This is a genomic window from Sphingomonas sp. 320_CC, from assembly GCF_059691795.1.
The window spans coordinates 91,489-116,333 of the sequence record NZ_JCAWAE010000003.1 but is presented as its reverse complement, the minus strand read 5'-3'; the positions used below and the strand labels follow the sequence as shown (position 1 = coordinate 116,333).

The window sequence follows — 24,845 nt, the reverse complement described above, 5'->3', positions numbered from 1 at the left end:
TCGGCCCGCCCGGAATACACGTCCGGCGTCAGGCCGCGCCAAGCTTCGCCGCGTTGCGCGCAATCGCCGCCGCGCCGCCAAGAACCACCGCATCCTCGACGAAACCCGTCGGCGTCTGGCCGTACTGCGACATCGCCGCCATCCGCGCACGCCAGCCCGGATAGGACGCGGCCACCGCCGTCAGTCCGCCGACCGCTGCACCGATCCACCGCTGCCGCCGCGGGACGAGCGACGCGCCCGCGATAGCCGACGTGACGAACCGCGCGGCCAGGCCGATCGCGACGATCCGGTCGGGCGCGGTCTTCTGCTTGTCCCCCGCCATCTCGCCGATCGCGAGCGCCAGCGCACCCGCCGCGACGACGGGATGCGACAGCAGCTTCGGCGCACCATTGTCGGCGGGCAATTCGTCACGAGCGGCAGCGATGGCGACCGCGGCGAGCGGCGTCATCGCGCGCTGGCCACCGACGAGGCCCATCAGGAAGGATGCGAGCATGATGATCTCCGGTAAAAGCAGGTTCGAGCGCATCAACGCACGCGAGACCGGCCAGGGTCCGCCGTTGGGACTGACCGGCGATCTCCTTGATTCAGCAAGGAAACCGGTACGCGCGTCGGTCGTTCATCGCGTTATCTCCCAAAGCTTCAGGACACAGATCGATGAGATTCGATGGTAAGATCGTAGTGATCACCGGCGCCGCCTCCGGCATCGGCGAAGGCGCCGCGCGTCGTTTCGCCGCGGAGGGCGCGACGCTCGTACTCGGCGACAAGGACGCGGACGGCCTCGCGAAGGTCGCCGCCAGCCTCGACGGCACGACCGTCGAAACGCTCGAAACCGACGTCTCTGACATGGCCGCCTGCGAGGCGCTGGTGGCGCATGCGATCGACAAGTTCGGCCGAATCGACGTGCTCGTCAACGACGCCGGCGTGGACCATCTCGGCAAGCTCGACGAGGGCGACCTCTCCGAATTCACCAAGGTCATCGAAACCGACCTCTACGGCGTCGTCCACATGAGCCGCGCCGCGATCGCCACGTTGCGCGCAAACAAGGGCTGCATCGTCAACGTTTCGTCCGTATCGGGCCTCGGCGGCGACTGGAACCACAGCTTCTACTGCGCCGCCAAGGGCGCGGTGACCAACTTCACCCGCGCGCTCGCGATGGACGAGGCGAAGCACGGCGTCCGTGTCAACGCGGTCAACCCGTCGCTGACCTACACCGCGCTGACCGCGGGCATGAAGGACCAGCCCGACCTTATCGCGAAGTTCGAGGAACGCATCCCGATGGCACGCGGCGCACAGCCCGAAGACATCGTCGGCGCCATCGCGTTTTTGGCTAGCGCCGACGCGCACTATATAACCGGGGTCAACCTGCCGGTCGACGGCGGCCTGTCCGCCTCGAACGGCCAACCGGCGCTCTCCTGAGCGCGAGAGGATCACCATGACCGACTACAAGAAGACCGACGAGGCGATCGCCAAGCTCACACCCGAGCAGTTCCACGTCACGCAGCAGAGCGGCACCGAGCGGCCCGGCACCGGCGAGTATCTCAACACGCGCGAGCCCGGTCTCTACGTCGACATCGTCTCGGGCGAGCCGCTGTTCGCGTCCGCGGACAAGTTCGATTCGCATTGCGGCTGGCCGAGCTTCACCAAGCCGATCACGCCCGAGCACGTCGCCGAACTCCACGATCGCAGCCACGGCATGGTCCGCACCGAGATCCGTTCGGCAGGCGCCGACAGCCATCTCGGCCACGTGTTCGAGGATGGCCCGCAGGACAAGGGCGGCCTGCGCTACTGCATCAACTCGGCGTCGCTGCGGTTCGTCCCGCGCGCCGAGATGGAAGCCAACGGGTATGCCGCCTACCTGCCGCAGGTCGACGCGGCAGGCTGACGATAGCGCATGATGGTGTGCCGCACGGGCACACCGTCACGCCCTAAAGAGACTTCCGTTCAGCGCCGGGTCGCGAGCTTCGCGCCCAGCGCCGTGACCAGCCCGAACGCCGCATGGTTCACGCTGTGCATGCCGATCGTCTTCGCACCGGCCTGCCACTCCGGCGGCTTCACGCCAAGCAACGGCCCCGTAATCCAGTGCATCGCCGCATAGAATGCCGCACCGAACATCAGGCCCGAGCCGATGACCGACGCTTCCTCGTCGACGGTCGCGGCGTAGACCGCACCCGCCGCCGCAGACAGCAACAGGTGACCGCCCTGCGTGACCGCTTGCTCGCGCGACGACGGCAGGGCATCCGCGGCAGGCGTGTCGATGCCCAGCTTCTCAGCGGTCTTGCGTTCGAGCGTGACGATCTCGGACGGTTCGCCGCTCTTGCGCTCGCCCGCCATCAGCAGCGCGGTAATGCCCAGCCCGGCCACCACGCCACCTGCGACCGCACCGGCCATCCGTCGTGAATCCGCCCTACTTAAATCCATCGTCGTGCTCCTGAAGTTCTGCGATCCACAACGCGCGGATCGCAATTCGGCCCACCACGTCGCGCCGCCCGATCATCTTTGCGGATCATTGGCTTAGCCGCCGGAACAGCAGCCTCCCGAGACTGTTTCGATACCAGGACCCTTTCGCGTCGGCCCGCTCCACCATGAGCTTCCACAACGAGTCCGACGCCCCGATCCGACGAGGACCATCATGCCGATCCAGACCACCGACGATCTCGAACTCGCCTACGCCGATACCGGGCCGCGCGACGGCCAGCCGGTCCTGCTGATCCACGGCTGGCCCGACGACGCATCGACCTGGGACGAGGTCGTCCCCGCGCTCAACGCAGCCGGGTTGCGGACCATCGTGCCAACCTTGCGCGGCTTCGGCGAAACCCGGTTCGTGCGTGATGCACCGCGCACCGGCAACAGCGCGATCCTGGCGATGGACATGATCGCGCTGATGGACGGGCTAGGGATCGAGACGTTCATGGTCGCCGGGCACGACTGGGGCTCGAACACCGCGGAGGCGCTCGCGGTTGGCTGGCCAGGCCGTGTCGAGCGGATGGCGATGCTCGCCACCCCGCCCCGGCTCGGCGGCATGCCGACCCCGCCGTTCGAGCAGGCACAGCGCCAATGGTATCACTGGTTCATGGCCACCGCGCGCGGTGCGCAGGCCGTTCGCGACGACCGCAAGGGCTTCGCGCACATCCACTGGGTCAACTGGTCGCCCCCCGGCTGGTTCGACGAAGCGACCTTCGCCCGCGTCGCACGCTCGTTCGAGAACCCCGACTGGGCCGACGTCACGCTGCACAGCTACCGCGCGCGCTGGAACGAGGCCGAGCCCGATCCGCGCAGCCAGTGGCTCGAGGACAAGGTGAAGGCGACCAGGACGCTCTCCTTGCCGACGATGTATTTCCAGGGCGCGGTCGACGGCGTGAATCCGCCGTCGGCGAGCACCGCGGTACCGGCCAAGTTCACCGGCCCGTTCGCTTTCGTGACGCTCAACGGCGTCGGCCATTTCATCCAGCGCGAAGCCCCCGACGCGGTCGCGCGCCATCTCATCCAGCTTTTCACCGGCAACCCCGCCGACCTGTCCGACACCACCGACCGGAGCCTTATCATGTCCAAGACCAAGCCCTTCCTCGCCGGCGCTGCCGCGATCGCCGTCGTCGCCGCCGCCGCGATCGGCGTCGCCAGCGCGCAGACCGCATCGCAGACCGGCGGTCGCCCGCTCACCCAGGTCGCGCAGTTCGATCACCAGGCGACCGGCGTCGCCGTCACCGCCGACGGCCGCCGCTTCGTCAACTTCCCGCGCTGGACCGACGACGCGCCGATCTCGGTCGCAGAAGTCATGAAGGACGGTTCGCTCAAGGCCTATCCGGACGCCAAGTGGAATAGCTGGCGCAACGCGAAGTCGGCGGAAATGCCGGTCGGCGATTATTTCGTCTGCGTGCAGTCGATCGTCCCCGACGGCCACGGCAACCTCTGGGTGCTCGATCCCGGCGCGCCCGGTAACGAGAAGATCCTCGAAGGCGCACCCAAGCTGGTGAAGGTCGACCTCGCCACCAATCGCGTGACAAAGGTCATCAAGGTGCCGCTCGATGTCGCGCTTCAGGGCACCTACCTCAATGACATCCGCTTCTCGCCCGACGGCAAGACCGGCTACATCACCGATTCCGGGACGCGTGGCGCGATCATCGTCATCGATCTCGAAACCGGGAAGGGTTTCCGCGCGCTCGACGGCCATGGCTCGACGCAGATCGACAAGACCGTGAAGGTGATGACCGACGGCAAGCCGCTCGTCCGCCCCGACGGTCGCCAGCCCGCCTTCGCCGCGGACGGCATCGCGATCTCCAACGACGGCAAGACGCTCTATTACCAGGCGCTCACCGGCAAGACGCTCTACTCGATCGACACCGCGCTGCTGCGCGACGGCGTTAGCGAGGCAACGCGTGCGGCAGGCGTGAAGACGGTCGCGCAGACGCACGTCGCCGACGGCCTGTGGATGAGCAAGGCGGGCACGCTCTACCTGACGTCGCCGGTCAACAACGGCATCACCCGGCTGGTCGGCGATCATGTCGAGCCGGTACTGACCGACGCCCGCCTGCGCTGGCCCGATACCCTCTCGGAAGGTCCGGATGGCCGCATCTACGTCACCGCCAGCCACATCCAGGATACCAACTGGTTCAAGCCCGGTGCGCCCGCGTCGCTCAAGACCGAGCTGTTCTCGTTCGTACCCGCAAAGTGAGGGCCGACATGACCTATCTCCGCTACAGCGACGACATCGAGACGATCCAGCCCAACGAGCAGGAATCGATCGACGGCATCATCCAGGGCATGTCACAGCAGACGCAAACCGTCGAGAAGCGCGAGGGCCATGCGGTCCGCGCGAGCCACGCGAAGAGTTCGGCGTGCGTGATCGGCGAACTGACGATCGCGCCCGGCCTGCCGCCCGAACTTGCACAGGGCGTGTTCGCGACGCCCGGCACGCACCCCGTCGCGATCCGCTTCGCGCAAGGGCCGGGCGAGACGCTCGGCGACCGCGTCTCGACGCACCGCGGCATGGCGATCAAGATCTTCGACGTACCCGGCGAAAAGCTGTCGGGCCATGATGCCGACACGCAGGATTTCGTGTTCGCGACAGGCACGACGTTTCCGTCCGGCACCGCGCAGGGCTTCCTGAGCGACGCCAAGAAGATCGGTGCGGCCGTACCCTTGCCGGAGGGCTTCAAGAGCGCGGTGTCGAGCCTCGCGCGCAACGTGAACAAGGCACTGCACGCAGTCGGCACCGAGAGCCCCAAGGCGGACTTTTTCGGCCACCCGTTCAGCCATCCGCTCGCCGAACCGTATTTCAGCCAATGCCCGATCCGTTACGGCGATTACGTCGCCAAGCTCGGTGCCTTCCCCGCCTCGCCCGAACAGGCCGCGCTGAAGGACTGGGAACTCGACCCCAAGCAGGATGAGGACGGTTTCCGCCACGCCGCCGTCCGCTATTTCGGCGAACACGACGCGGTCTTCGAACTGCGCGTACAGCTATGGGCGAACGCCGAGACGCAGCCGATCGAGGATACGTCGGTCGACTGGCCCGAGGAGGACAGCCGCTACCTGACGGTCGGAACGATCCGCATCCCCCGGCAGGAAGCCTATAGCGCCGCCCGCGTCCGGTATTTCGACGATGTGATGACGTTCCGCCCCGCGCACGCACTCGCGGCGCATCGTCCGCTGGGTTCGGTGATGCGCGCGCGCCTACAGGTCTATCAGGCGCTGTCGAAGCTGCGGCACGGCGAGAACGGCATCAAGGCCGAAAACACCGCGAAAATCGACCAGATACCCGCCTGAGGCGAGGGTCCCTTCGGGGACCCCGCTTGCGCTCCGGGCAAATAAAAACCCCGCTAGTCCATGGGACTAGCGGGGTTTTCAATGGTGGGCGTGGCAAGGATTGAACTTGCGACCCCTGCGATGTCAACACAGTGCTCTACCACTGAGCTACACGCCCGCCGGAGGGCTCCACTAGCCGCGCTCTTCGCGCCGTGCAAGCTCTCAATGCATGCCCGTCACATTATCCATCTCGAACAGCCGGTCGACCTCGGCGACCAGGTCGCGCAGGTGGAACGGCTTGGACAGCACGCGGGCCTGCGGCATCGCCCGCCCGGCCTTCAACGTGACCGCCGCAAAGCCGGTGATGAACATCACGCGCAGGTCCGCGCACATCTCGCCCGCCTTCTGCGCCAGTTCGATGCCGTCCATCTCGGGCATGACGATATCGGTCAGCAGCAGATCGAACGTCTCGGTTTCGAGCAAGGGAATCGCCGCCGTCCCGCGGTCGACCGCGGTCACGGCATAGCCCGAGCGTTCGAGCGCCCGAGTCAGATACTCGCGCATGACCTGATCGTCCTCGGCCAGCAGAATTCGTAACATCGATCTAAAGTCCCGTTTTCACACGCACATTCCGCGGCCGCCCTACCCTGAAAATGGTTAACATATCCAGGTCGATTGCCCATGCCCGGTGCTGGCCCTAGCGTGGTGCGATGCAGTCTTCTCCCTTCGAGCGCCTGGGCGCAATGCCGCCCGTGAGCCCGGTGGTCGTGTCCGTCCCGCACGCAGGCCGGGACTATCCGCTTGCGCTCAAGACGGCGTTGCGCGTGCCGCTTGCCGGGCTGCTGCCGCTCGAGGACCGGCTAGTCGATGCGGTGGCGCGTGCCGCACGGACCGACCAGACGACGATCGTCCAGACCCGCGCGCGCGCCTGGATCGATCTCAACCGGCGCGAGGACGAGCGCGATCCGCTGCTCGACGAGGGTGCGCAGTCGCTGCCGCTCGCCCAGCAATCCGCCAAGCTGCGCAGCGGGCTCGGGCTCGTCCCACGCCGCGCATCGGGGGCGGGCGATCTCTGGGCGCGGCGGTTCACCGATGCCGACGTCACCGCGAGGATCGCCAACGATCACCGTCCTTACCATGCGGCGCTCACGGCGGCGCTGAAGGCGGCGCACGACCGATTCGGCGTGGCGGTGTTGCTCGACGTGCATTCGATGCCGCCGCTCGGACCGAGTGGATCGCGAATCGTGATCGGCGACCGGTTCGGCCATTCCGCCGAGCCGCGCTTCGTCGCGCGGATCGAGGCGGAGTGTGTCGCGCGCGGGTTCTCGACCGCGATCAACGCGCCCTATGCGGGCGGCCATATCCTCGAACGCCATGCGTGCCCGGCCGCAAACGTTCACGCGGTTCAGTTCGAACTGGATCGCACCCTGTATCTCGATCGCAAACTCCACGCGCCCGGCGCCGGCTTCGCGCGCGTGGTGGACCTGGTACGCGCGATTCTGGCGGCGCTCACAGACGAGGCCTTGCCCGTCCCGCTCGCCGCGGCCGCCGAATGACCGAACACGCCTAGCCGATCAACGCGTCCAGCAGTTCCTCGATCCGCCCTGCCCGCGTGATCGGGTCGGCAATGCCCTCGGCGGCGATCCACCGCCCGTTCTTCTCGACCAGGTCGTCGAGCGGTTTCGCCGCAGTCCGGTCGTGCGGCGTGAACGCGATCGCCGCGGGACCGGCGTCGATCTGTCGTACGCCCGCCTCGCGCGCCATCATCCGGATACGCGCCACCTGCAACAGTCGCAGTGCCGCCTCTGGCGCCTTGCCGAACCGATCGTCGAGCTCGGCCTCGAACAGATCGAGCGCCGAGACGTCCTCCAGCCGCGCAAGGCGACCGTAGAGCGACATCCGCACCTCCATCTCGGGGATCCACGCTTCGGGAAGGCTGCCGCCCAGTTCGAGATGAAGTTCGGGAATCCAGTCGTCGATTGGCGCCCCGCCCTCGCGGTCGATCCGTGCCAGCCGCAACGCGCGACCGAACAGATGCTGGTACAGGTCGATCCCGATCAGCTTCATGTGACCAGCCTGCGCCTCGCCGACCAGATCGCCCGCGCCCCGCAGGTCGAGATCGCGCGCGCTGATCGCAAAGCCCGCGCCCAGGCGGTCGAACGCTTGTAGCGTGCGCAACCGCTTGAGCGTCGCCTCGGCGATCGTCGCCTCGCCATCGGTCAGCAGCATCACCTGCCCCCGCCGTCCGCTGCGACCGACGCGGCCGCGAAGCTGATGCAGCTGCGACAACCCGAACCGGTCCGCGTGATGCACGATCATCGTGTTCGCGCGCGGCACGTCGAGCCCGGCCTCGATGATGTTGGTCGCGAGCAGCACGTCGCCGTCGCCCGCCGCAAACGCCACCATCGCCTCGTCGATCTCGCCCGCCGGCATCTTCCCATGCGCCTGCACCAGCCCGAGTTCGGGCACGAGCTTGGCCAGCTTGGCGGCAAGCGGCGCCATGTCGTCGATCCGCGGCACGACGACGAAGCTCTGTCCGCCTCGCGCCCGCTCGCGACGCAGCGCCGCGCGCACCGTCGCGTCGTCGAACTGCGCGACCGACGTGCGGATCGGCTGGCGACGTGCCGGCGGGGTGGCGATGACCGACAAGCCCTGCAACCCGATCATCGCGGATTGCAGCGTGCGCGGGATCGGCGTCGCGCTAAGCGTCAGGACATGCCCCGCCCCCAGCGCATGCATCTTGGCCTTGTCGGCCGCGCCGAACCTTTGCTCTTCATCGATCACGACGAGCGCGAGATCCTTGTACGCGACGCCCTTGCCGGCAATCGCCCCCGTGCCGATCACGACGCCGATCGATCCGTCCGCAAGCCCCGCCCGAACCCGTGCCTTCTCCGCAGTGCTCGACAGCCGCGACAGGCCGGCGACGGCCACGCCGGTCCCTTCGAACCGCTTCGAGAACGTCTCGATATGCTGACGGACCAGCACCGTGGTCGGCGCGGCGATCGCCACCTGGCGCCCGGCCAGTGCGACGGCAGCAGCGGCACGCAACGCGACCTCGGTCTTGCCGTAGCCTACGTCGCCGATGATCAGCCGGTCCATCGGCTTGCCGCTCGCCAGGTCCGCCAGCGTTGTCGCGATCGCCTTTGCCTGATCCGGCGTCTCGGTGAAGGCGAAGCCGGCGGCGAATTTCTCGTACCGGGCACGGTCGGGCTCGATCGGATCGGTCGTCCGTGCGTCGCGTTCCGCAGCGATCGCTGCGAGGTCTCGCGCGCTTTCGGCAATCGCGGCATCGATAGCGCCTCGCCGCTTCTGCCACGACGCGCCGTCGAGCGAATCGAGCGTGACCGCGTCGATCTCCGCGCCATACCGCCAGATCCGGTCGGCCTCGCGCACCGGCACCAGGCGGCGGCCTTCCTTGGCATATTCCAGGACGATCGCGTCGCCGTCGGTCCCCGGCAGCATCTCGAGCCCGCGGACGACGCCGATCCCGAACTCCTCGTGCACGATCACGTCGCCGCATCGCAGCTCGCTCGTCAATCCCGGCAACATGCCCGCGCTGCCGCCTGCGATCTCGTCCCCACGCGCCCGCCCACCGAGCAGGTCCGCGCCAGCAACGACCGCGGTCTCACTCGCGACGAACCCGCGATCGACCGGGGCGACCAGCAACATCGCCGTGCCGGGCTTCGCCGAAACGACGTCCGTCCAGCGATCGACCGACGTGAAGCTGATCTTCGCCGCTCGCTCGAGCCTGGGCTGGAGGAACCGCAGGTCGCGCGGCGATCCCACGACGAGCAGACGCCCATCCGCAAGCGCGTCTTTGGCAAACCGGGCAAACGCGCGCGCCGGATCGCGCCGCTCGATGAACCGCGGGGGCATTTCGTCGCCGACGTCGAACGCGGCCGTTTCACGTTTCCCGATCTCGGTTGCCCAGACCTTGTCGAGGACCAGGTCGGCGGAGGCACGACGTCGGGGTAGGCCATCCGCGGCGATGGCAAGAAACCGATCGCGCCGCTTTTCCGCATCCCGGTCGAACGCGATCGCTGCATCCGGTAGGTGCGCGAGTATCGACACGCCCTTCTCGACCACAGGCTCGGTCGCGCGGCCGATCTCGACGACGTCGACGTCGCCCAAGCCGAGTTGCGACACCGGATCATAGTCGCGCAGGCCGGTAATGCGGCCATCGGCAAACTCGATGCGGACCGGGGTTTCGCGATCGGCGGGGAACACGTCGATCACGCCACCGCGTACCGCGATCTCGCCGGGTTCGTCGATCCGATCGTCCGTCAGGTAGCCGACCTCCTCGGCGATCGCGGCAAACGCCTCGATGTCGATCGGATCGCCGACCTGCAGCCGCGGTGGCGCCACGTCGAACATCGGTGGCGGCGGATAGCGTACCGCAGTCGCCTCGGCAGTCGTCACCACCAGGATCGGTGCCGCCTTACTCTCAAATCCCGCGCGCAGCCGCCGCAACGCCGCAACGCGACGTCCGACATTGGCAGGCGATGCCGGCGCGTCATCGCCCGGCAGCGCATCGCTCGACGGCACGTGGACGACCAAAGCATCGGGCGCGAGCGCCGCCGCAATGGTCGCGATCTCCGTCGCACGCTGATCGTCCGCCGCGACGTAGACGAGGTTCCCGTCAGACAAGCGCTCGACGATCGCCGCCGCCAGCGGCGCCACCGCCGCGCTAGGCTTCGCCGCTATCGCTGGCGCGATATCCGCATTCTCGACGTCTTGACTGACCTGAAGCACCGATACGCATCCTTCTTTCGAGGATGAACGTGATGTCGGCAGCGTGCGTTCCGGCGATACTATCCTCGATCAGGGTATTCGATCACCATTCGAAGGCAGGAACGATCGTGCGCTGTCCGACCAGGAACGCGTCCGCCACAAGCCGCAGCGGTGTTACGTCCACGTCACGGGAGTGCGAACCGACGAGCGCCGCGAACTTGGCATAGAGCCCGGGATATTCGGCGTCCGTCGCCTCGGTGACCGTGCCGTCGATCTCCAGGATCGCGCCGCCCATGCTCAGCTTTAGCGTACCGCCGTCGGTCTCGACGACGATGTCCCACTGCTGCGGGCCTTCGTGCAGGAAGTCGAACGCCGCCGTCACGGGGATGTCGCCGCAGGTGAGATCGATATCGGCAGCCAGCGGCGACATGCGGCCTTCCGGCACCTGCAGGTCCGCACGATGCACGACCCAGTCGCCGGGGAGGATCTCGGTCACGATCGACAGCGCGTTGATGCCCGGATCGAACACGCCGAACCCGCCCGCTTCCAGGATCCAGTCCTGGCCGGGGTGCCAGCGCCGGATATCCTCGCGCCATGCGATCGTGACGCGCTCGACCGTGCGATCGGCGAGCCACGCCCGCGCCGGCGCCACGCCGGCCGCTTCGCGCGAATGCCAGGTTGCGAACAGCGAGCGGCCCGCGGCAACCGCATGTGCCTCGATCCGCGCGACCTCGGAAAGCGTCGCGGCAGGCGGCTTCTCCATCATCACGTCCAGCCCGGCATCGAGCGCCGCCATCGCGATCGCGGACCGTCCGACCGGCGGCGTGCAGATCGAAACGGCATCGAGGTCATGCCCGGCCGCGAGAAGCTCGGCGATGTCGTGATAATTATCGACGCCGTCGACCACCGCATTCCGGCTGACCGCCGCGACCAGTTCGAAGCGCGGATCGTTCGCGATCGCCGGCAGATGCTGGTCGCGCGCGATCTTGCCAACGCCGATGATCGCCAGCCGGATCGGCTTTGCGGACTTTGCCTCGGTCGCCATTAAAACCCTCTCAGTTACAGTATAACGGTGCTTACTCGTCGCCGATCAGCGTCAGCACGTCGCCGATGATCCGCGTCATCGCGATCCGCGCCGCAGCGGGGTCACGTGCGATGATCGCGTCCGCAACCGCGGCGTGATCGGGGATATTGGCGGAACGGCCCTTGATCCGGTTGGTGAAGCGGATCGACGTCCGCAGCGCGGTCGAGACAACCGACTGGAACTGCGCGTAGAACGGGTTCTTCGACGCCCGGAGGATCGCCATGTGAAACGCGATGTCGGCCTCGAGCGGATCGGCCGTCCCCGCCTCGCCCGCTTCCATCTGCGCCAGTCCGTTGCGGATCGCCGCCTCATCCGCGGCGTCGCCGAACCGCGCCGCCAATGCCGCGGCCTCCGGCTCGATCGCGACGCGCAACTGGTTGAAGTGCCGCAGCAACTCGACCGAGAACTTACGCTCCAGCGTCCAGCGTAGCACGTCAGTATCGAACAGATTCCACGAGCTCGCCGGCTGTACAACGGTCCCCTGCCGCGGCCGTGCGCTGACCAGGCCCTTCGCAGTCAGCATCTTGACCGCCTCGCGCGTCACCGATCGGCTCACGCCGTGCGTCTTGGCGATCTCCGCTTCGGTCGGGAACGGACGGTTTTCGTAGCGTCCGGTGACGATCGCCCGCCCGAGCGTGTCGAGCATCCCATGCGTCAGATTACGGCCCAAGATCGCGGTGGCCGGAAGAACGTCGGTGTCTGTCGTATCGGTCGCCATCGGCCGGGTTTTGGCGCAACGCGCTCCTGGTGTCACGCGTCTTGCAACGTGCCGCAACGATATCCGGTGGAAGGCTTGCGGCAATCATCCTACAATTGGCGACGATGCGGGCGGATACAGGCGAAACCGTCAAGCTCGCGACGACGTCGAGGTAGAGTTATGCAGCCTTTCATTGCAGTCGACTGGGGCACCACCAATCGGCGCGCGTTCCGGATCGAGGACGGTACCGTCGTTGCGACCGAGCGCGACGACCGCGGCGCCGCGACCGTGGCGACCGACGAGTACGGCGCCGAGGTTGCGGGTATCCGCGAACGGCTGGGCGACCTGCCGATGCTGCTGGCGGGGATGGTCGGATCGAACATCGGCTGGCGTAGCGTGCCCTATGTCGCCGCCCCCGCAGGACTTGCAGAAGTCGCCGCCGCGCTCGACCGGGTCGACGATCGGACCGCGATCGTCCCCGGACTGTCGTACCGCGATGGGGTGCACGCCGACGTGATGCGCGGCGAGGAAGTGCAATTGCTCGGCGCGGTCGCCGCCGGGCTGGTGTGCCAGCCGGGCACGCATTGCAAATGGGCGACCTTGGACAAGGGGCGGATCACGCGGTTCACCACGGCGATGACCGGCGAGCTGTTCGCCCTGCTCCGCGCGCACGGTGTCCTGTCGCGACAACTCGGCCATCCGGTCGAGCCGGGCGCGGCGTTCCTCGAAGGCGTTGCGGAAGGGGCCAAACGCGATCTCGCCGCCAGCCTGTTCGCGATTCGCGCGCGCGGCGTACTCGGGATCGCCGACGACGCCCACGCCGCCTCGTTCGCCAGCGGCCTGCTGATCGGCGCGGATACCGCCGCGCGGATCGAACCCGGCGCGACCGTCCACATTCTCGCCGATCCCGCCCTCGGCGCGCTGTATGCCAGCGCGATCGATGCTCTCGGCGGCGCGTCGCACCATATAGACAGTCAGGCCGCGTTCGTGGCCGGCATCACCCGTATTCAGGACCTTGCAGCATGACCACACATCGCCAAGCCTTTGACGACGCCTTCGCGAAATGCCCGCTGATCGCGATCCTCCGCGGCGTAAAGCCCGACGAGGTCGAGGCGATCGGCGAGGCTTTGGTCGAGGCGGGCTTCACGATCCTCGAAGTGCCGATGAACTCGCCCGATCCGCTCGACAGCATCGCCCGACTGGCGCGCCGGTTCGAGGGCCGCGCGGTCGTTGGCGCAGGCACGGTGTTGCGCTTCGAAGACGTCGAGGCGGTCGGCGCGGCGGGCGGCACGCTGATCATCGCCCCGAACGCCAACGTGCGCGTGATCACTGCAGCCGCGGACAAGGGCTATGTCGCGCTCCCCGGCATCGCCACGCCCACCGAGGCATTCGCGGCGCTCGACGCCGGGGCCGCTGCGCTGAAGCTGTTCCCCGCCGAAGCCGCCGGCCCCACGGTGTTGAAGGCGATGCGCGCAATCCTTCCCAAGGATGCGCGCGTGTTGCCGGTCGGCGGGATCGTGCCGGAGCTGATGGCGGATTGGCGGAAGGCCGGCGCTGCTGGCTTCGGTCTGGGCTCCGCCCTGTTCGCGCCCGGCATGACCGCAGCGGACGTCGGCGCACGCGCGAAGACGTTCATCGAGACGTGGAACGCTGGTTAGACCCAAGACTCGAAGCAGGGATCGTCTTCGCGGCGCGCAAGGTTTAGGGCGGCGCGATGATGTTCGCCGAACAGGAACGAGACCTCGCCAGACTGACGGCTGCCGACCGGTACCGATCGCTCCGGCCGCGTACGGGCGTCGACTTCGCTTCGAACGACTATCTCGGACTCGCCGGATCGGACCGGCTCCGCGCGGCGATGACCGATGCGTTGCAGCGCGGCGTCCCGGTCGGTTCGGGCGGGTCGCGGCTATTGCGCGGCAATGCGCCCGAGCATGAAGCACTGGAGGCGGATGCCGCGCGGTTCTTCGGGAGCGAGGCCGCGCTGTTCTTCGCGAGCGGGTATGTCGCCAACACGATCCTGTTCGCGACGCTGCCACAACGCGGCGACCTGATCGTCCACGACGCGCTGATCCACGCCAGCGCGCACGAGGGCATGCGTCTCGCTCGAGCAACCTTCGTCGCCGCCGCGCATAACGATGCCGATGCGTTCGAGGGCGCGATCGCCGCATGGCGCGCGTCGGGCGGCACTGGCCGCGTGTGGATCGCGGTCGAGAGCCTCTACAGCATGGACGGCGACCAGGCTCCGCTCGCGGCTTTATCCGAAATCGCGGACCGCCACGACGCCGTCCTGCTGATCGACGAGGCACATGCGACGGGTGTGTTCGGCACCGATGGTCGCGGGCTAGCCGAAGCGCTCGACGGGTGCGAAAACGTCATTACCTTGCGGACCTGCGGCAAGGCGCTGGGGTGCGAGGGCGCTCTTTTGTGTGGCCCCGCGGTCATGCGCGAATTTATCGTCAACCGCGGAAGCGGGTTCATTTTCTCGACCGCACCGTCGCCACTAATGGCACTGGCGGTTGGCGAGGCACTGCGGATCGTCGCGGACGAACCGGCGCGCCGGGAGAGGCTCTGGACGTTGATCGCCAAGGCAGAGCGCGCGCTCGCACCCTACGGTGTCGCGGCGACGGGGTCGCAGATCCTGCCGCTGGTGCTGGGGGACGCCGCGCGGACGATGCATGTGGCGGGCGCGATCCAGGCGGCTGGGTTCGACGTGCGCGGGATACGTCCGCCGACCGTGCCCGAGGGCGGATCACGGTTGCGGATTTCGTTGACGCTCAACGCGAAGGTCGCGGATATCGAGGCTCTGGCTGACGTCATGGGAGAGGCATTGCAATGACGATCGTCGTTACCGGAACAGACACCGATATCGGCAAGACCGTGTTCGCCGCCGCGCTCACCGCCGCACTCGGCGCGCGGTATTGGAAGCCGGTGCAGGCCGGACTTGCAGATGGCAGCGACGCAGCCTCGGTCGTGACGCTCGGCGTGCCCGCGGACCACGTGCTACCCGAAGCATACCGGCTGACGACACCGTGCTCGCCGCATCTCGCCGCCGAGATCGACGGTGTCAGCATCGATGCGGACCGGCTTGCGCTACCCGAAATCGATGGTCCGCTGGTGGTCGAGGGCGCGGGCGGCGTGATGGTCCCCGTGACACGCGACCTGATCTTCGCCGACCTGTTCGCGCGGTGGAACACGCCGATCGTACTCGTCGCGCGCACTGGGCTCGGCACGATCAACCACAGCCTGCTCTCGATCGAGGCACTGCGCAGCCGCGCTGTCCCCATCCTGGGCATCGCCTTCGTCGGCGACCCGGTCGAGGATAGCGAGGCGACGATCGCCACGCTCAGCAAGGTCCGTCGGCTCGGCCGCCTGCCCCGCCTCGATCCACTCAACGCTGCGACGCTGGCGCAGGCGTTCGCCGCGAACTTCGACCTGGAGGCGTTCCGGTGACCGACTCTCCCGTCTGGCACCCCTTCACGCAGCACGGCCTGTGCGAGCCGATCCCGCTCGTCACGCATGCCGAGGGCGCCGCGCTTTACACCGCCGACGGCCGCCGGATCGTCGATGCGATCTCGTCCTGGTGGGTTACGACACATGGCCACGCCAACCCGAAGATCATGGCGGCGATCGCCGAGCAGGCGGGGAAGCTCGACCAGATCATCTTCGCCGGCTGGACGCACCAGCCGGCTGAAGACCTCGCGCGCGGCCTGACCGCGATTATGCCGCCCGAGCTTACGCGAGTTTTTTTCTCCGACTCAGGCTCGACCAGCGTCGAGTGCGCGCTGAAGATGGCACTCGGCTACTGGCTCGACCGCGGCGAGGATCGCCACCGCATCCTGGTGCTCGAACACGGCTATCACGGCGACACGATCGGCGCGATGTCGGTCGGCGCGCGCGGCGTCTACAACCGCGCCTACGCGCCGTTGCTGTTCGACGTCGGCACGATCCCCTTCCCCGCCGCCGGGTGCGAGCAAGCAACGCTCGACGCGCTGGAGAAAGCCTGCGCCGCACACCCCGCCGCGTTCATCGTCGAGCCGCTGCTGCTCGGCGCGGGTGGGATGCACATTTATCCCGCGCATATCCTCGCCGAGATGCGGCGGATCTGTTCCGCGCACGACGTCCTGTTCATCGCCGACGAGGTGATGACCGGCTGGGGCCGCACCGGCACTTTGCTCGCCTGCGAACAGGCGGGCGTGGTGCCCGATATCCTCTGCTTGTCGAAGGGCCTGACCGGCGGCGCGATCCCGCTCGCGGTGACGATGGCGACCGAGGCGATCTACCAGGCGCATTACGGCACCGACCGGGCGCGGATGTTCTTCCACTCCTCAAGCTACACCGCCAACCCGATCGCCTGCGCCGCCGCCAATGCGAACCTCGCGATCTGGCGCGACGAGCCGGTGCGCGAACGGATCGCCGACCTCGCCGCCCGCCAGGCCTCGCGGCTGGAAGCTCTCGCCCGCCACCCCCGCATCGCCAACGCGCGCCAGATCGGCACTATCACCGCGGTCGAACTCCGCGGCGAGGACGGCTATCTGTCGCAGATCGGCCCGCGCCTGCTTGCGTTCTTCGGCGAGCGCGACCTGCTGCTCCGCCCGCTCGGCAACACCGTCTACGTCATGCCGCCCTATTGCATCGACGATCCCGATCTCGACCGGATCTACGCGGCGATCACCGAAGCGTGCGATACGATCAGGCATTGATCCTGACGTTCTTGCTGCACTGCAGCAACAAATGATGTACTTGCGACGTTGAGATAAGATCGCGGCCGAGTACGCTGGCGACGAAAGGCTCGTTTACCGTGAGAAACATCGCCGATACCCTCGCCCGCATGGCGCGCGCCGGAGCCCCGACGCCGCGCGACACCGCGCCCAGCCGCCTGACGCCACTGGCCGAGTTCGGGACCAACCCGGGGGCCCTGCTGGGCTTCAGCTACGTTCCCGCCGATCTGCCAGTGAACGCGCCACTGGTCGTCGTGCTCCACGGCTGCACGCAGACCGCGGCCGGGTATGACCACGGGTCAGGCTGGTCGAAGCTCGCCGATCGCGCGGGTTTCGCGCTGGTCTTCCCCGAGCAGACGCGCGCGAACAATCCCAATCGCTGCTTCAACTGGTTCGCGTCGGAGGACACCGCGCAGGCGGGCGGCGAGGCCGAATCGATCGCGCAGATGACCGAGACGATGATCGCGCGCCACGGCCTCGATCGCAGCCGCGTGTACGTCACCGGGCTGTCGGCGGGCGGCGCGATGACGATGGCGATGCTCGTCACGCGCCCGGACCTGTTTGCGGGTGGCGCGGTGATCGGCGGGCTCGCCTACGGTACCGCGACCGGCGTGTCGCAGGCGCTCGATCGGATGCGCGGGCATGGCGACACCAGCGATGCCGCGCTGGTCGACATGGTCCGCAGCGGCGCTCGTGGCCACGACGGACGCTGGCCGACGCTCGCGATCTGGCACGGCGGCGCGGACGCGACGGTGAGCGTGGCGAACGCGGACACGATCGCGCGGCAATGGCGCGGCGTCCACGGCGTCGACGCCAAAGCGATGCGCACGGAGCGGGTAGGCACCGCCGTCCACCGGATCTGGTCGGACGCGGAAGGGCGCGATGTCGTCGAGGACTGGACCGTCCCGGGCATGGGCCACGGCACGCCGATCGATCCATTGCGTGGTGAGCGCTTGGGGGTTGCGGGACCGTTCATGCTCGATGTCGGACTTTCGAGCACGGCGGTGATCGCGAAGTCCTGGGGCCTGCTAGCGGCGGCGAGGGTGGAAACTGCGGCCAAGCCGGCCTCGGTCGAACGCGTCGCCAAGATCGCCATTCCCGTCTCGCCGAAACCTGCGGCAAAGCCCCGCACCGAAGCCCCCGCCGGTATCCAGGCGACGATCGAGAACGCCCTCCGCGCTGCCGGGTTGATGCAGTAGAATAGAGGCCAGCGTGGGGTCGGACGTCAGCGTGCGCCAAACTCCACCCGTCATCCTGACGAAAGTCAGGACCCAGAGCCAAACCGGACGACGTTCGTTACCCTGGATCCTGACTTTCGTCAGGATGACGGAGTGGTTGGGAAGCGTTGGGCAATTCGACTCGTGCCGTTCGCACCGAATTTGTGCCTATCGATCCTCTTCCGCCAGGGGGAGGTGGCAGGCACTCGCCTGACGGAGGGGGCGGCATGGATGACATCCGTTGCGTTTCCTCCCCCTCCGTCGTCTCGAACGCCCCCGCTCCCGGGGGAGGATCGACGGGAGCAATCGACAAGCCGCCCAACCCGGCTAAAGCCAGCGCATGACGTCCACCCCGCCCCGCCCCTGGCGCACCGAGTTCGCCGCCACACTGAAACTCGCCTGGCCGCTGGTCGCGACCAACCTCGCCCAGGCGCTAGTCGGCGCGACCGACGTCGCGATGCTCGGGCGACTGGGGTCGGACACGCTCGCGGCGGCGACGCTCGGGCTGAACCTCTACCTCGTCTTCCTGATCTTCGGCATGGGCCTCACCACCGCCGCCGTCCCGATGATCGCGCGCGAGCGCGGTGCGCGGCCGCATGCGGTACGCGACATCCGGCGAACCGTGCGCCAGACGATATGGGTCGCCGCCACGCTCTGCATCCCCTCGTGGATCGTGTTGTGGAATGCAGAGCCGATCCTAGTCCACCTGCTCGACCAGGATCCACTGCTTGCGCACGAAGCGGCGCGGTTCGTCCGCGCAGTGATGTGGGGGATGCTGCCCAGCCTATGCTTCCTCGTGCTCCGCGCATTCGTCGCTGCGCTGGAAAAACCGGCATGGTCGCTGGTGGTGATGGTCGGGTTGCTGGTCGTCAACGCCGGGCTCAACTGGCTGCTGATCTTCGGTCATGCCGGTCTCCCCGCGCTCGGCCTGCTCGGCTCGGGGATGGCGAGCAGCATCGCGAACGGCCTCAGCTTCATCGCGATGGCAGCGGTCATCGTCTACGCCAGGCCGTTCCGCCGTTATCGCCTGCTCGGCCGGTTCTGGCGCGCCGACTGGCCCCGATACCGCGCGGTCTGGAAGCTCGGCCTGCCGATCGCGATCACGCTCGGGTTCGAATCCACCGTGTTCATCGCGGCGGTGTTCCTGATGGGGCTGCTCGGCACCGTGCCGCTGGCGGCGCATGCGATCGCGATCCAGATCGCCAGCGTCACCTTCATGGTCCCGCTTGGCATCGCGCAGGCGGCGACGATCCGCGTCGGCCTGGCGTCTGGGCGTGGCGACCGCGCCGGCATAGGGCGCGCAGGTTGGGCGGCGTTCGCGATCGGCGAGAGCTTCATGGTGCTGACCGCCGCATTGCTGATCCTCGCCCCACAACTGCTGATCGGGATCATCCTCGACGTCGATGCGCCTGCGAACGCGCCGGTCGTCGCGCTCGCGATCTCGCTGCTCGCGGTGGCTGCGATATTTCAGGTGGTGGACGGCGCGCAGGTGATCGGCGCAGGCATGTTGCGCGGATTGGGGGATACCACGGTGCCGATGATCTTCGCCGCGATCGGTTATTGGGGGATCGGCATCGGGGTCGGCGCGTGGCTCGCCTTTGCCCGCGGCTGGGGCGGCGTCGGTATCTGGACCGGGCTGGCGACCGGATTGGCGGTGGTGTCGGTGCTGATGATGGCCCGGTGGCAGGCGCGCGAGCGGCTCGGCCTTGGTTGACGCTCCGCTGGGCGTGTTTTCGCGATAGGCCGGTACCGTTAACGCGTAGAGCGCGTTAACTTATATTGCATCACGGGAGCCTAACATGTCCGACCCAGACCGTATCGTCGCGATCGGACTTCTCACGCAACGCGACGTGTTTGCGCTGGGGCACGATCTTTCGCGCGTCTATCCGATCGACGATGCCCCCTGCTTCGGCGCATTGCTTGGCGCGATCGACGACGCCGACCGCGCATTTCATCGCGAGCACGATGCCCGCCAATCGCTTGCCGATCAGCAGATCAAGGTTGCAACACAAGCACGCTAGCAGCGTTCGAGACCCGCTGCTCTAGCGGAGATCGATCATGACGCATTTACCGACGGAATTGCTGCTGCTCGGCTGGTCGACGGTCCTGCTGTTTGCGTACGTCATGATCCAGGGGCAGACGGCTACGCGCGATCGCGGGCTCGACTGGAACGCAAGCCCGCGCGACGGCGAACAGAAGCCGCTCGGCGAGATGGCCGGCCGCGCCGAACGTGCGCTCAAGAATTTTCAGGAAACCTACCCGGTCTTCATCGCGCTAGCGCTGGGCTTGGCCGTGACCGATCGCACCGGCGGACTCGGTGCGATCGGCGCATGGCTCTGGTTCGGTGCGCGGATCGCCTACATCCCGCTCTACCTGTTCGGCATCAAATATGTCCGCAGCCTGTGCTGGACGGTGTCGATCCTCGGCCTGCTGCTGATGCTGATCCGCTTCCTCTAAGACCTAACCGCGCAGCGTGCGGATGATCGCCGAGAAGTCGAGGCTACCCTGCCCGGCCTCGGCAAACGCCTCGTAACGCTCGGCTGCTTTCGCGCCCATCGGCGTATCCGCGCCGGTGTCCTTTGCCGCCGCCATCGCAAGCCGCAGGTCCTTAAGCATCAGCGCCGCCGCGAACCCACCCTGATAGTCATGATCGGCGGGCGTATCGGGACCGATGCCGGGCAGCGGCGCGTACGTGGTCATCGACCAGCTCTGCCCGGACGAGACGCTGGCGATATCGTAGAACGCCTGCGCATCGAGGCCCAACTTCTCCGCCAGCACGAACGCCTCGCAGGTCGCGATCATCGTCGCGCCGAGGATCATGTTGTTGCAGATCTTCGCCGCCTGCCCCGCGCCGTTCGCACCCGCGTGAATCACCGCCTTGCCCATGTCGGCAAGGATCGCCTGCGCCCGGTCGAACGCCTCCGCCGACCCACCGACCATGAAGGTGAGCGTCCCTGCGTTCGCCGCGCCGATCCCGCCAGAGACGGGCGCGTCGACCGCAACGAGGCCCTTGGCCTGCGCCGCGGCGGCGACCTGCTTGGCGGTGGCGACGTCGATCGTCGAACAGTCGATCAGGATCGCGGACGGCGACGCGACGCCGAACAGCGCGTCATAGACCTCCGCGACATGCTTGCCGGCAGGGAGCATCGTCACGATCGCCTCGGCACCGTCCGCGGCTTCGGCAGCGGACGCGACCGGCAGGCATCCGGCGGCCTTCGCCTTGTCCAGCGCGTCGGCGCTCAGGTCGAACGCGCGGACGTCGTGGCCTTTCTTGGCGAGGTTCGCCGCCATCCCGCCGCCCATGTTGCCGAGCCCGATGAAACCGATCCGTGCCATGTTCTCTCTCCTAAATTCTACTCCCCTCCCGTTCACGGGAGGGGTTGGGGGAGGGCAGTGCCGCAAACACGTCTCGCGTGGTCGCGGCACGCCCCTCCCCTGACCCCTCCCGCAAGCGGGAGGGGAATTACGATCATTTCCCCGTCCAGGTCCCGGCGCGCTTCTCGACGAATGCGGCCATGCCTTCGCCCTGGTCTTCAGTCCCAAACAGCCCGTGGAACAACCGCCGCTCGAACTGGACGCCCATCGCAAGCCCCGTCTCGAACGCCGCGTTGACCATTTCCTTGTTCGCCAGCACCGCCAGCGGCGCCATCGCGGCGATCGTGGTCGCCGTCTTCACCGCCTCCTCGACCAACTCGTCCGCCGGCACGATCCGCGAGACGAGCCCAGCGCGCTCGGCTTCTGCCGCATCCATCATCCGCCCGGTCAGGCACATCTCCATCGCCTTGGCCTTGCCGACCGCGCGCGTGAGCCGCTGCGATCCGCCCATCCCTGGCGACACCGCCAGCTTTATCTCAGGCTGGCCGAACTTGGCGGTATCCGCGGCGAGGATGAAGTCGCACATCATCGCCAGCTCGCACCCGCCGCCGAGCGCATAGCCCGCGACCGCCGCGATCATCGGTTTCCGCGTCCGCGCGAAATGCTCCCAGCCCGCGAAGAAGTTGCTCGCGTACATCTCCGCGAAGCCCTGTGACTGCATCTCCTTGATGTCCGCCCCCGCCGCGAACGCCTTGGCCGAGCCGGTCAGCACCGCGCAGCCTTGCGACGTATCCGCATCGAACGCGGCAAACGCGGCGATCAGGTCGGCGAGCACCTGCGAATTGAGCGCGTTCAGCGCCTGCGGACGGTTCAGCGTGACGAGCGTAACGCCACCGCGCTGCTCGACCAGGATCGTTTCGTAGGTCATTCACTTACTCCTTGTATCCCCGCGAAGGCGGGGACCCAGTTTGGGCTCCCGCCTTCAGGGCCCCTTCAAAGTTATACTTTGAAGGGAAACCCTTCGCGGGAGAACATCGTTCGATCAGCCCGGGGTCCAAGCCTCATGTTCCGGCAAAGGCGCGAAGATCTGGTCGATCACGTGATCGGTGACATCCTCGGGCGTCGCGGGGTCCCAGCGCGGCGCATTGTCCTTGTCGACGATCACCGCCCGCACGCCTTCGATAAAGTCATGCAGCTGCACGACATGCGCGCCGACCGCATATTCCTGCCGCATCTCGTCGGCGAAACTCGCCATCGCCGCGCCCTCGTGGAGCAATCGAAGAGAGACCTTCATCGTCTGCGGCGACTTGGTCTTCAGCGTCGTGAGCGTCTGAGTCGCCCACTCCCCACCATCGGCGTCGAGCGCGTCATAGATTTCTTCCAGCACGTCCGACGCAAACAGCCGGTCAATATCGTCTTTGCACGCGAGGATCTTCGCGTCGGGTGCCGACGTCGCCAATGCGTCCAGCACGCCCACAATATCCTGCGGCGTCTCCGCAATCCGCGCCTTGGCCGTATCAAGCGTATCGCTCGCGAGAAAATGCGTCGCCAACCCAAGCGCGAGACACTCCGCGCCATCGAACCGGTGCCCGGTCAGCGCGAGATACTGCCCGATCCGCCCCGGCAACCGCGACAGATACCAGCCGCCACCAACGTCCGGGAACAACCCGATCCCCGTCTCGGGCATCGCGAACTTGGTGTTCTCCGTCGCCACCCGGAATCGGCACGGCAGCGCGAGACCGACGCCGCCGCCCATCGTGATCCCATCCATGAACGCAACGATCGGCTTGGCATACGTGAACAGCCGATGGTTCATGCGGTACTCAGCATGAAAGAACGCCCGCGCCTCAACGCCATCGGTCGCGCCCGAGGCTGCAAGCATGCGGATATCCCCGCCAGCGCAGAACCCACGCCCTTCCGCATGATCGATCACGATCGCCTCGACCGCCGCGTCATCGCGCCACGCCTCCAGCGCCTCAATCACGCCTTCGCACATCGCCAAGTTCAGCGCATGCAAGGCCTTAGGCCGATTGAGACGAATACGGCCGATCGGGCCCTCAACAGTGGTGATCAGGTCTTCGGTCATTCGCTCTTCCTTGTTCTCCCGCGAAGGCGGGAGCCCAGACTGGACTCCCGCCTTCGCGGGAGAACATGCTATTGCCGCGTCAGTTCGCGACCGACGATCATCCGCATGACCTGGTTCGTCCCCTCAAGGATCGAATGCACGCGCAGGTCGCGCCAGAAGCGTTCGATGGGGTAGTCTTGCAGATACCCATACCCGCCATGCAACTGCAACGCGCGGTCGACCACCGACGAGCCGGTATCGGTCGCGAGCCGCTTCGCCATCGCCGCGAACTTGGTCTTGTCGGGCGCGTTCGCCGTCACCTTCGCCGCTGCCATGTAAAGCAGCGCCCGCGCCGCCTCCAATTCGGTCGCCATGTCCGCCAGCATGAACTGCGTGTTCTGGAAGTCCGCGATCGCCTTCCCGAACTGTTTCCGATCCTTGGTATACGCGATCGCCTCGTCGAGACACCGCTGCGCGCCCCCCAGCGAGCACGCACCGATGTTCAGCCGCCCGCCATCGAGCCCCATCATCGCGATCCGAAAGCCCTCGCCCTCGCCGCCGACCATGTTCGCCGCCGGCACGCGGACGCCATCGAAGATTACCTGCCGCGTCGGTTGCGAATGCCACCCGAGCTTCTTCTCGTTCGCGCCGAACGACACGCCCGGCATGTCCTTCTCGATCACGAGGCAGGAAATGCCCTTCGGTCCGTCCTCACCGGTACGGACCATCGTCACGTACACCTCGTTCTCGCCCGCACCCGAGATGAACTGCTTCGAGCCCGTCACGATCCAGTCGTCGCCGTCGCGAACCGCGCGCGTCTTCAGCGCAGCCGCGTCGGAGCCGGAGCCCGGCTCTGTCAGACAGTAGCTGCCTAGCCGGTCCATCGTCACCATGCTGGGGAGATACTTGTCCTTCACGCCCTGTGATCCGAACCGATCGATCATCCACGCAGCCATGTTGTGGATACTGATGAACGCCGACGTCGAAGGACATCCGTACGACATTGCCTCCATGATCAGCGCCGCTTCGAGCCGCCCAAGCGCGATCCCTCCGCTCTCCTCGCTGACGTAGATCGCCGCGAAGCCGAGTTCGGCCGCCGCCTTGATCGTCTCGCGCGGGAAGATGTGTTTCTCGTCCCACTCGGCCGCGTGCGGGGTGATCCGGTCGGCAGTAAAGCGGCGCGCCAGCTCTTGGATTTCGCGCTGGTCGTCGGTGAGGTCGAACTGGTTGGTCATAGGTCTCTCTTCCGTCATGCTGGGCTCGACCCAGCATCCAGAGC

The 24,845-nt window shown here is 67.2% G+C and carries 25 protein-coding genes and 1 tRNA gene; 15 read left to right on the top strand and 11 right to left on the bottom strand.

Features of this window, described 5'->3' with window-relative positions; translation table 11 throughout:
- Window positions 1–28 precede the first annotated feature (28 nt).
- Window positions 29–493 (bottom strand): DUF4126 domain-containing protein, encoded by a 465-nt coding sequence (locus tag AC59GX_RS12080; protein ID WP_426281689.1) that lies wholly within the window; start codon window positions 491–493, stop codon window positions 29–31.
- On the opposite strand from AC59GX_RS12080, the gene AC59GX_RS12075 reads away from it, so the two are divergent.
- Genes AC59GX_RS12075 through msrB form a run of 3 tightly spaced genes read left to right on the top strand, consistent with a single transcriptional unit; the run spans window position 492 to window position 1,882 of the window.
- Window positions 492–671: a hypothetical protein gene (locus AC59GX_RS12075; RefSeq protein ID WP_426281692.1), complete on the top strand. Its 180-nt coding sequence runs from the start codon at window positions 492–494 to the stop codon at window positions 669–671. The two genes, AC59GX_RS12080 and AC59GX_RS12075, sit on opposite strands and share 2 nt — an antisense overlap.
- Window positions 655–1,416: a meso-2,3-butanediol dehydrogenase gene (gene budC / locus AC59GX_RS12070; RefSeq protein WP_426281695.1), complete on the top strand. Its 762-nt coding sequence runs from the start codon at window positions 655–657 to the stop codon at window positions 1,414–1,416. Before AC59GX_RS12075 ends, budC begins: the two co-directional genes overlap by 17 nt.
- Window positions 1,417–1,432: 16 nt before the next feature.
- Entirely contained in the window at window positions 1,433–1,882 is a 450-nt protein-coding gene (msrB, locus tag AC59GX_RS12065; RefSeq protein WP_107961427.1) for a peptide-methionine (R)-S-oxide reductase MsrB, read from the top strand.
- 59 nt (window positions 1,883–1,941) lie between these two features.
- Here the strand turns inward: msrB and AC59GX_RS12060 are convergent, their stop codons facing one another.
- Entirely contained in the window at window positions 1,942–2,418 is a 477-nt protein-coding gene (locus tag AC59GX_RS12060) for a hypothetical protein (RefSeq protein WP_426281699.1), read from the bottom strand.
- A 211-nt stretch (window positions 2,419–2,629) separates the two neighbouring features.
- On the opposite strand from AC59GX_RS12060, the gene AC59GX_RS12055 reads away from it, so the two are divergent.
- Entirely contained in the window at window positions 2,630–4,669 is a 2,040-nt protein-coding gene (locus AC59GX_RS12055) for an L-dopachrome tautomerase-related protein (RefSeq protein WP_497301772.1), read from the top strand.
- A gap of 8 nt (window positions 4,670–4,677) precedes the next feature.
- Window positions 4,678–5,760 carry a catalase family protein gene (locus tag AC59GX_RS12050; RefSeq protein ID WP_426281705.1) on the top strand — a complete coding sequence of 361 codons (1,083 nt, stop codon included), beginning with the start codon at window positions 4,678–4,680 and terminating at the stop codon, window positions 5,758–5,760.
- An 82-nt stretch (window positions 5,761–5,842) separates the two neighbouring features.
- Here AC59GX_RS12050 and AC59GX_RS12045 read toward each other — a convergent pair.
- Together AC59GX_RS12045 and cpdR are read right to left on the bottom strand one after the other, a co-directional pair.
- A tRNA-Val gene (locus AC59GX_RS12045) sits at window positions 5,843–5,917 on the bottom strand.
- Between the two features lie 44 nt (window positions 5,918–5,961).
- A complete protein-coding gene (cpdR, locus tag AC59GX_RS12040; RefSeq protein ID WP_056065257.1) occupies window positions 5,962–6,339 on the bottom strand; it encodes a cell cycle two-component system response regulator CpdR in 378 nt (125 codons plus the stop codon).
- 110 nt (window positions 6,340–6,449) lie between these two features.
- On the opposite strand from cpdR, the gene AC59GX_RS12035 reads away from it, so the two are divergent.
- Window positions 6,450–7,295, top strand: a complete 846-nt coding sequence (locus AC59GX_RS12035; protein WP_426281707.1) for an N-formylglutamate amidohydrolase — start codon at window positions 6,450–6,452, stop codon at window positions 7,293–7,295.
- Window positions 7,296–7,305: 10 nt separating this feature from the next.
- Here AC59GX_RS12035 and AC59GX_RS12030 read toward each other — a convergent pair whose 3' ends face one another.
- The 3 genes from AC59GX_RS12030 to AC59GX_RS12020 all read right to left on the bottom strand — a co-directional run bounded on the left by AC59GX_RS12030 (window position 7,306) and on the right by AC59GX_RS12020 (window position 12,272).
- On the bottom strand, window positions 7,306–10,491 hold the full coding sequence (locus AC59GX_RS12030; protein WP_426281709.1) for a TRCF domain-containing protein: 3,186 nt from the start codon (window positions 10,489–10,491) through the stop codon (window positions 7,306–7,308).
- An 82-nt stretch (window positions 10,492–10,573) separates the two neighbouring features.
- Window positions 10,574–11,515 carry a Gfo/Idh/MocA family protein gene (locus AC59GX_RS12025; protein WP_426281711.1) on the bottom strand — a complete coding sequence of 314 codons (942 nt, stop codon included), beginning with the start codon at window positions 11,513–11,515 and terminating at the stop codon, window positions 10,574–10,576.
- A 31-nt stretch (window positions 11,516–11,546) separates the two neighbouring features.
- Window positions 11,547–12,272, bottom strand: a complete 726-nt coding sequence (locus AC59GX_RS12020; RefSeq protein WP_426281713.1) for a FadR/GntR family transcriptional regulator — start codon at window positions 12,270–12,272, stop codon at window positions 11,547–11,549.
- Between the two features lie 159 nt (window positions 12,273–12,431).
- Here AC59GX_RS12020 and AC59GX_RS12015 point away from each other — a divergent pair, with 159 nt between their 5' ends.
- From AC59GX_RS12015 to AC59GX_RS11975, 9 genes are all read left to right on the top strand, one after another.
- Complete coding sequence (locus AC59GX_RS12015; protein ID WP_426281715.1) at window positions 12,432–13,277, top strand: 2-dehydro-3-deoxygalactonokinase; 846 nt, start codon at window positions 12,432–12,434, stop codon at window positions 13,275–13,277.
- Complete coding sequence (locus tag AC59GX_RS12010) at window positions 13,274–13,909, top strand: 2-dehydro-3-deoxy-6-phosphogalactonate aldolase (RefSeq protein WP_426281716.1); 636 nt, start codon at window positions 13,274–13,276, stop codon at window positions 13,907–13,909. The genes AC59GX_RS12015 and AC59GX_RS12010 overlap by 4 nt, the downstream gene beginning before the upstream one ends.
- A gap of 56 nt (window positions 13,910–13,965) precedes the next feature.
- Entirely contained in the window at window positions 13,966–15,087 is a 1,122-nt protein-coding gene (locus AC59GX_RS12005; protein ID WP_426281717.1) for an 8-amino-7-oxononanoate synthase, read from the top strand.
- Window positions 15,084–15,701, top strand: coding sequence for a dethiobiotin synthase (gene bioD / locus AC59GX_RS12000; protein ID WP_426281719.1), 618 nt, complete (start codon window positions 15,084–15,086; stop codon window positions 15,699–15,701). Before AC59GX_RS12005 ends, bioD begins: the two co-directional genes overlap by 4 nt.
- Entirely contained in the window at window positions 15,698–16,951 is a 1,254-nt protein-coding gene (locus tag AC59GX_RS11995) for an adenosylmethionine--8-amino-7-oxononanoate transaminase (RefSeq protein WP_426281722.1), read from the top strand. Before bioD ends, AC59GX_RS11995 begins: the two co-directional genes overlap by 4 nt.
- 98 nt (window positions 16,952–17,049) lie before the next feature.
- Window positions 17,050–18,168 carry an extracellular catalytic domain type 1 short-chain-length polyhydroxyalkanoate depolymerase gene (locus AC59GX_RS11990; protein ID WP_426281724.1) on the top strand — a complete coding sequence of 373 codons (1,119 nt, stop codon included), beginning with the start codon at window positions 17,050–17,052 and terminating at the stop codon, window positions 18,166–18,168.
- A gap of 358 nt (window positions 18,169–18,526) precedes the next feature.
- The gene (locus tag AC59GX_RS11985) at window positions 18,527–19,900 is read left to right on the top strand and encodes an MATE family efflux transporter (RefSeq protein WP_426281726.1); all 1,374 of its coding nucleotides are present in this window, start codon (window positions 18,527–18,529) and stop codon (window positions 19,898–19,900) included.
- Between the two features lie 85 nt (window positions 19,901–19,985).
- On the top strand, window positions 19,986–20,207 hold the full coding sequence (locus AC59GX_RS11980) for a hypothetical protein (protein ID WP_136191053.1): 222 nt from the start codon (window positions 19,986–19,988) through the stop codon (window positions 20,205–20,207).
- A gap of 37 nt (window positions 20,208–20,244) precedes the next feature.
- The gene (locus AC59GX_RS11975) at window positions 20,245–20,643 is read left to right on the top strand and encodes an MAPEG family protein (RefSeq protein WP_497301768.1); all 399 of its coding nucleotides are present in this window, start codon (window positions 20,245–20,247) and stop codon (window positions 20,641–20,643) included.
- A gap of 3 nt (window positions 20,644–20,646) precedes the next feature.
- Here AC59GX_RS11975 and mmsB read toward each other — a convergent pair whose 3' ends face one another.
- The 4 genes from mmsB to AC59GX_RS11955 form a co-directional block, all read right to left on the bottom strand.
- Window positions 20,647–21,522, bottom strand: coding sequence for a 3-hydroxyisobutyrate dehydrogenase (mmsB, locus tag AC59GX_RS11970; RefSeq protein ID WP_426281731.1), 876 nt, complete (start codon window positions 21,520–21,522; stop codon window positions 20,647–20,649).
- A 133-nt stretch (window positions 21,523–21,655) separates the two neighbouring features.
- Window positions 21,656–22,429 carry an enoyl-CoA hydratase gene (locus AC59GX_RS11965; RefSeq protein WP_426281733.1) on the bottom strand — a complete coding sequence of 258 codons (774 nt, stop codon included), beginning with the start codon at window positions 22,427–22,429 and terminating at the stop codon, window positions 21,656–21,658.
- 114 nt (window positions 22,430–22,543) lie between these two features.
- Window positions 22,544–23,587, bottom strand: coding sequence for an enoyl-CoA hydratase/isomerase family protein (locus AC59GX_RS11960; RefSeq protein ID WP_426281735.1), 1,044 nt, complete (start codon window positions 23,585–23,587; stop codon window positions 22,544–22,546).
- Between the two features lie 68 nt (window positions 23,588–23,655).
- Window positions 23,656–24,801 carry an acyl-CoA dehydrogenase family protein gene (locus tag AC59GX_RS11955; RefSeq protein WP_426281737.1) on the bottom strand — a complete coding sequence of 382 codons (1,146 nt, stop codon included), beginning with the start codon at window positions 24,799–24,801 and terminating at the stop codon, window positions 23,656–23,658.
- Window positions 24,802–24,845 lie beyond the last annotated feature (44 nt).

Excerpts from the sequence above, each read along its gene's own strand:
- AC59GX_RS12075 (WP_426281692.1), top strand. The coding sequence starts at position 492 with ATGATGATCTCCGGTAAAAGCAGGTTCGAGCGCATCAACGCACGCGAG.
- AC59GX_RS12060 (WP_426281699.1), bottom strand. The coding sequence starts at position 2,418 with ATGGATTTAAGTAGGGCGGATTCACGACGGATGGCCGGTGCGGTCGCA.
- msrB (WP_107961427.1), top strand. The coding sequence starts at position 1,433 with ATGACCGACTACAAGAAGACCGACGAGGCGATCGCCAAGCTCACACCC.
- cpdR (WP_056065257.1), bottom strand. The coding sequence starts at position 6,339 with ATGTTACGAATTCTGCTGGCCGAGGACGATCAGGTCATGCGCGAGTAT.
- AC59GX_RS11980 (WP_136191053.1), top strand. The coding sequence starts at position 19,986 with ATGTCCGACCCAGACCGTATCGTCGCGATCGGACTTCTCACGCAACGC.
- AC59GX_RS12055 (WP_497301772.1), top strand. The coding sequence starts at position 2,630 with ATGCCGATCCAGACCACCGACGATCTCGAACTCGCCTACGCCGATACC.
- AC59GX_RS12025 (WP_426281711.1), bottom strand. The coding sequence starts at position 11,515 with ATGGCGACCGAGGCAAAGTCCGCAAAGCCGATCCGGCTGGCGATCATC.
- AC59GX_RS12035 (WP_426281707.1), top strand. The coding sequence starts at position 6,450 with ATGCAGTCTTCTCCCTTCGAGCGCCTGGGCGCAATGCCGCCCGTGAGC.
- AC59GX_RS12010 (WP_426281716.1), top strand. The coding sequence starts at position 13,274 with ATGACCACACATCGCCAAGCCTTTGACGACGCCTTCGCGAAATGCCCG.
- AC59GX_RS11965 (WP_426281733.1), bottom strand. The coding sequence starts at position 22,429 with ATGACCTACGAAACGATCCTGGTCGAGCAGCGCGGTGGCGTTACGCTC.
- mmsB (WP_426281731.1), bottom strand. The coding sequence starts at position 21,522 with ATGGCACGGATCGGTTTCATCGGGCTCGGCAACATGGGCGGCGGGATG.
- AC59GX_RS11955 (WP_426281737.1), bottom strand. The coding sequence starts at position 24,801 with ATGACCAACCAGTTCGACCTCACCGACGACCAGCGCGAAATCCAAGAG.
- budC (WP_426281695.1), top strand. The coding sequence starts at position 655 with ATGAGATTCGATGGTAAGATCGTAGTGATCACCGGCGCCGCCTCCGGC.
- AC59GX_RS12080 (WP_426281689.1), bottom strand. The coding sequence starts at position 493 with ATGCTCGCATCCTTCCTGATGGGCCTCGTCGGTGGCCAGCGCGCGATG.
- AC59GX_RS12050 (WP_426281705.1), top strand. The coding sequence starts at position 4,678 with ATGACCTATCTCCGCTACAGCGACGACATCGAGACGATCCAGCCCAAC.
- AC59GX_RS11985 (WP_426281726.1), top strand. The coding sequence starts at position 18,527 with ATGACGTCCACCCCGCCCCGCCCCTGGCGCACCGAGTTCGCCGCCACA.
- AC59GX_RS11960 (WP_426281735.1), bottom strand. The coding sequence starts at position 23,587 with ATGACCGAAGACCTGATCACCACTGTTGAGGGCCCGATCGGCCGTATT.
- AC59GX_RS11975 (WP_497301768.1), top strand. The coding sequence starts at position 20,245 with ATGACGCATTTACCGACGGAATTGCTGCTGCTCGGCTGGTCGACGGTC.
- AC59GX_RS12015 (WP_426281715.1), top strand. The coding sequence starts at position 12,432 with ATGCAGCCTTTCATTGCAGTCGACTGGGGCACCACCAATCGGCGCGCG.
- AC59GX_RS12020 (WP_426281713.1), bottom strand. The coding sequence starts at position 12,272 with ATGGCGACCGATACGACAGACACCGACGTTCTTCCGGCCACCGCGATC.
- bioD (WP_426281719.1), top strand. The coding sequence starts at position 15,084 with ATGACGATCGTCGTTACCGGAACAGACACCGATATCGGCAAGACCGTG.
- AC59GX_RS12005 (WP_426281717.1), top strand. The coding sequence starts at position 13,966 with ATGATGTTCGCCGAACAGGAACGAGACCTCGCCAGACTGACGGCTGCC.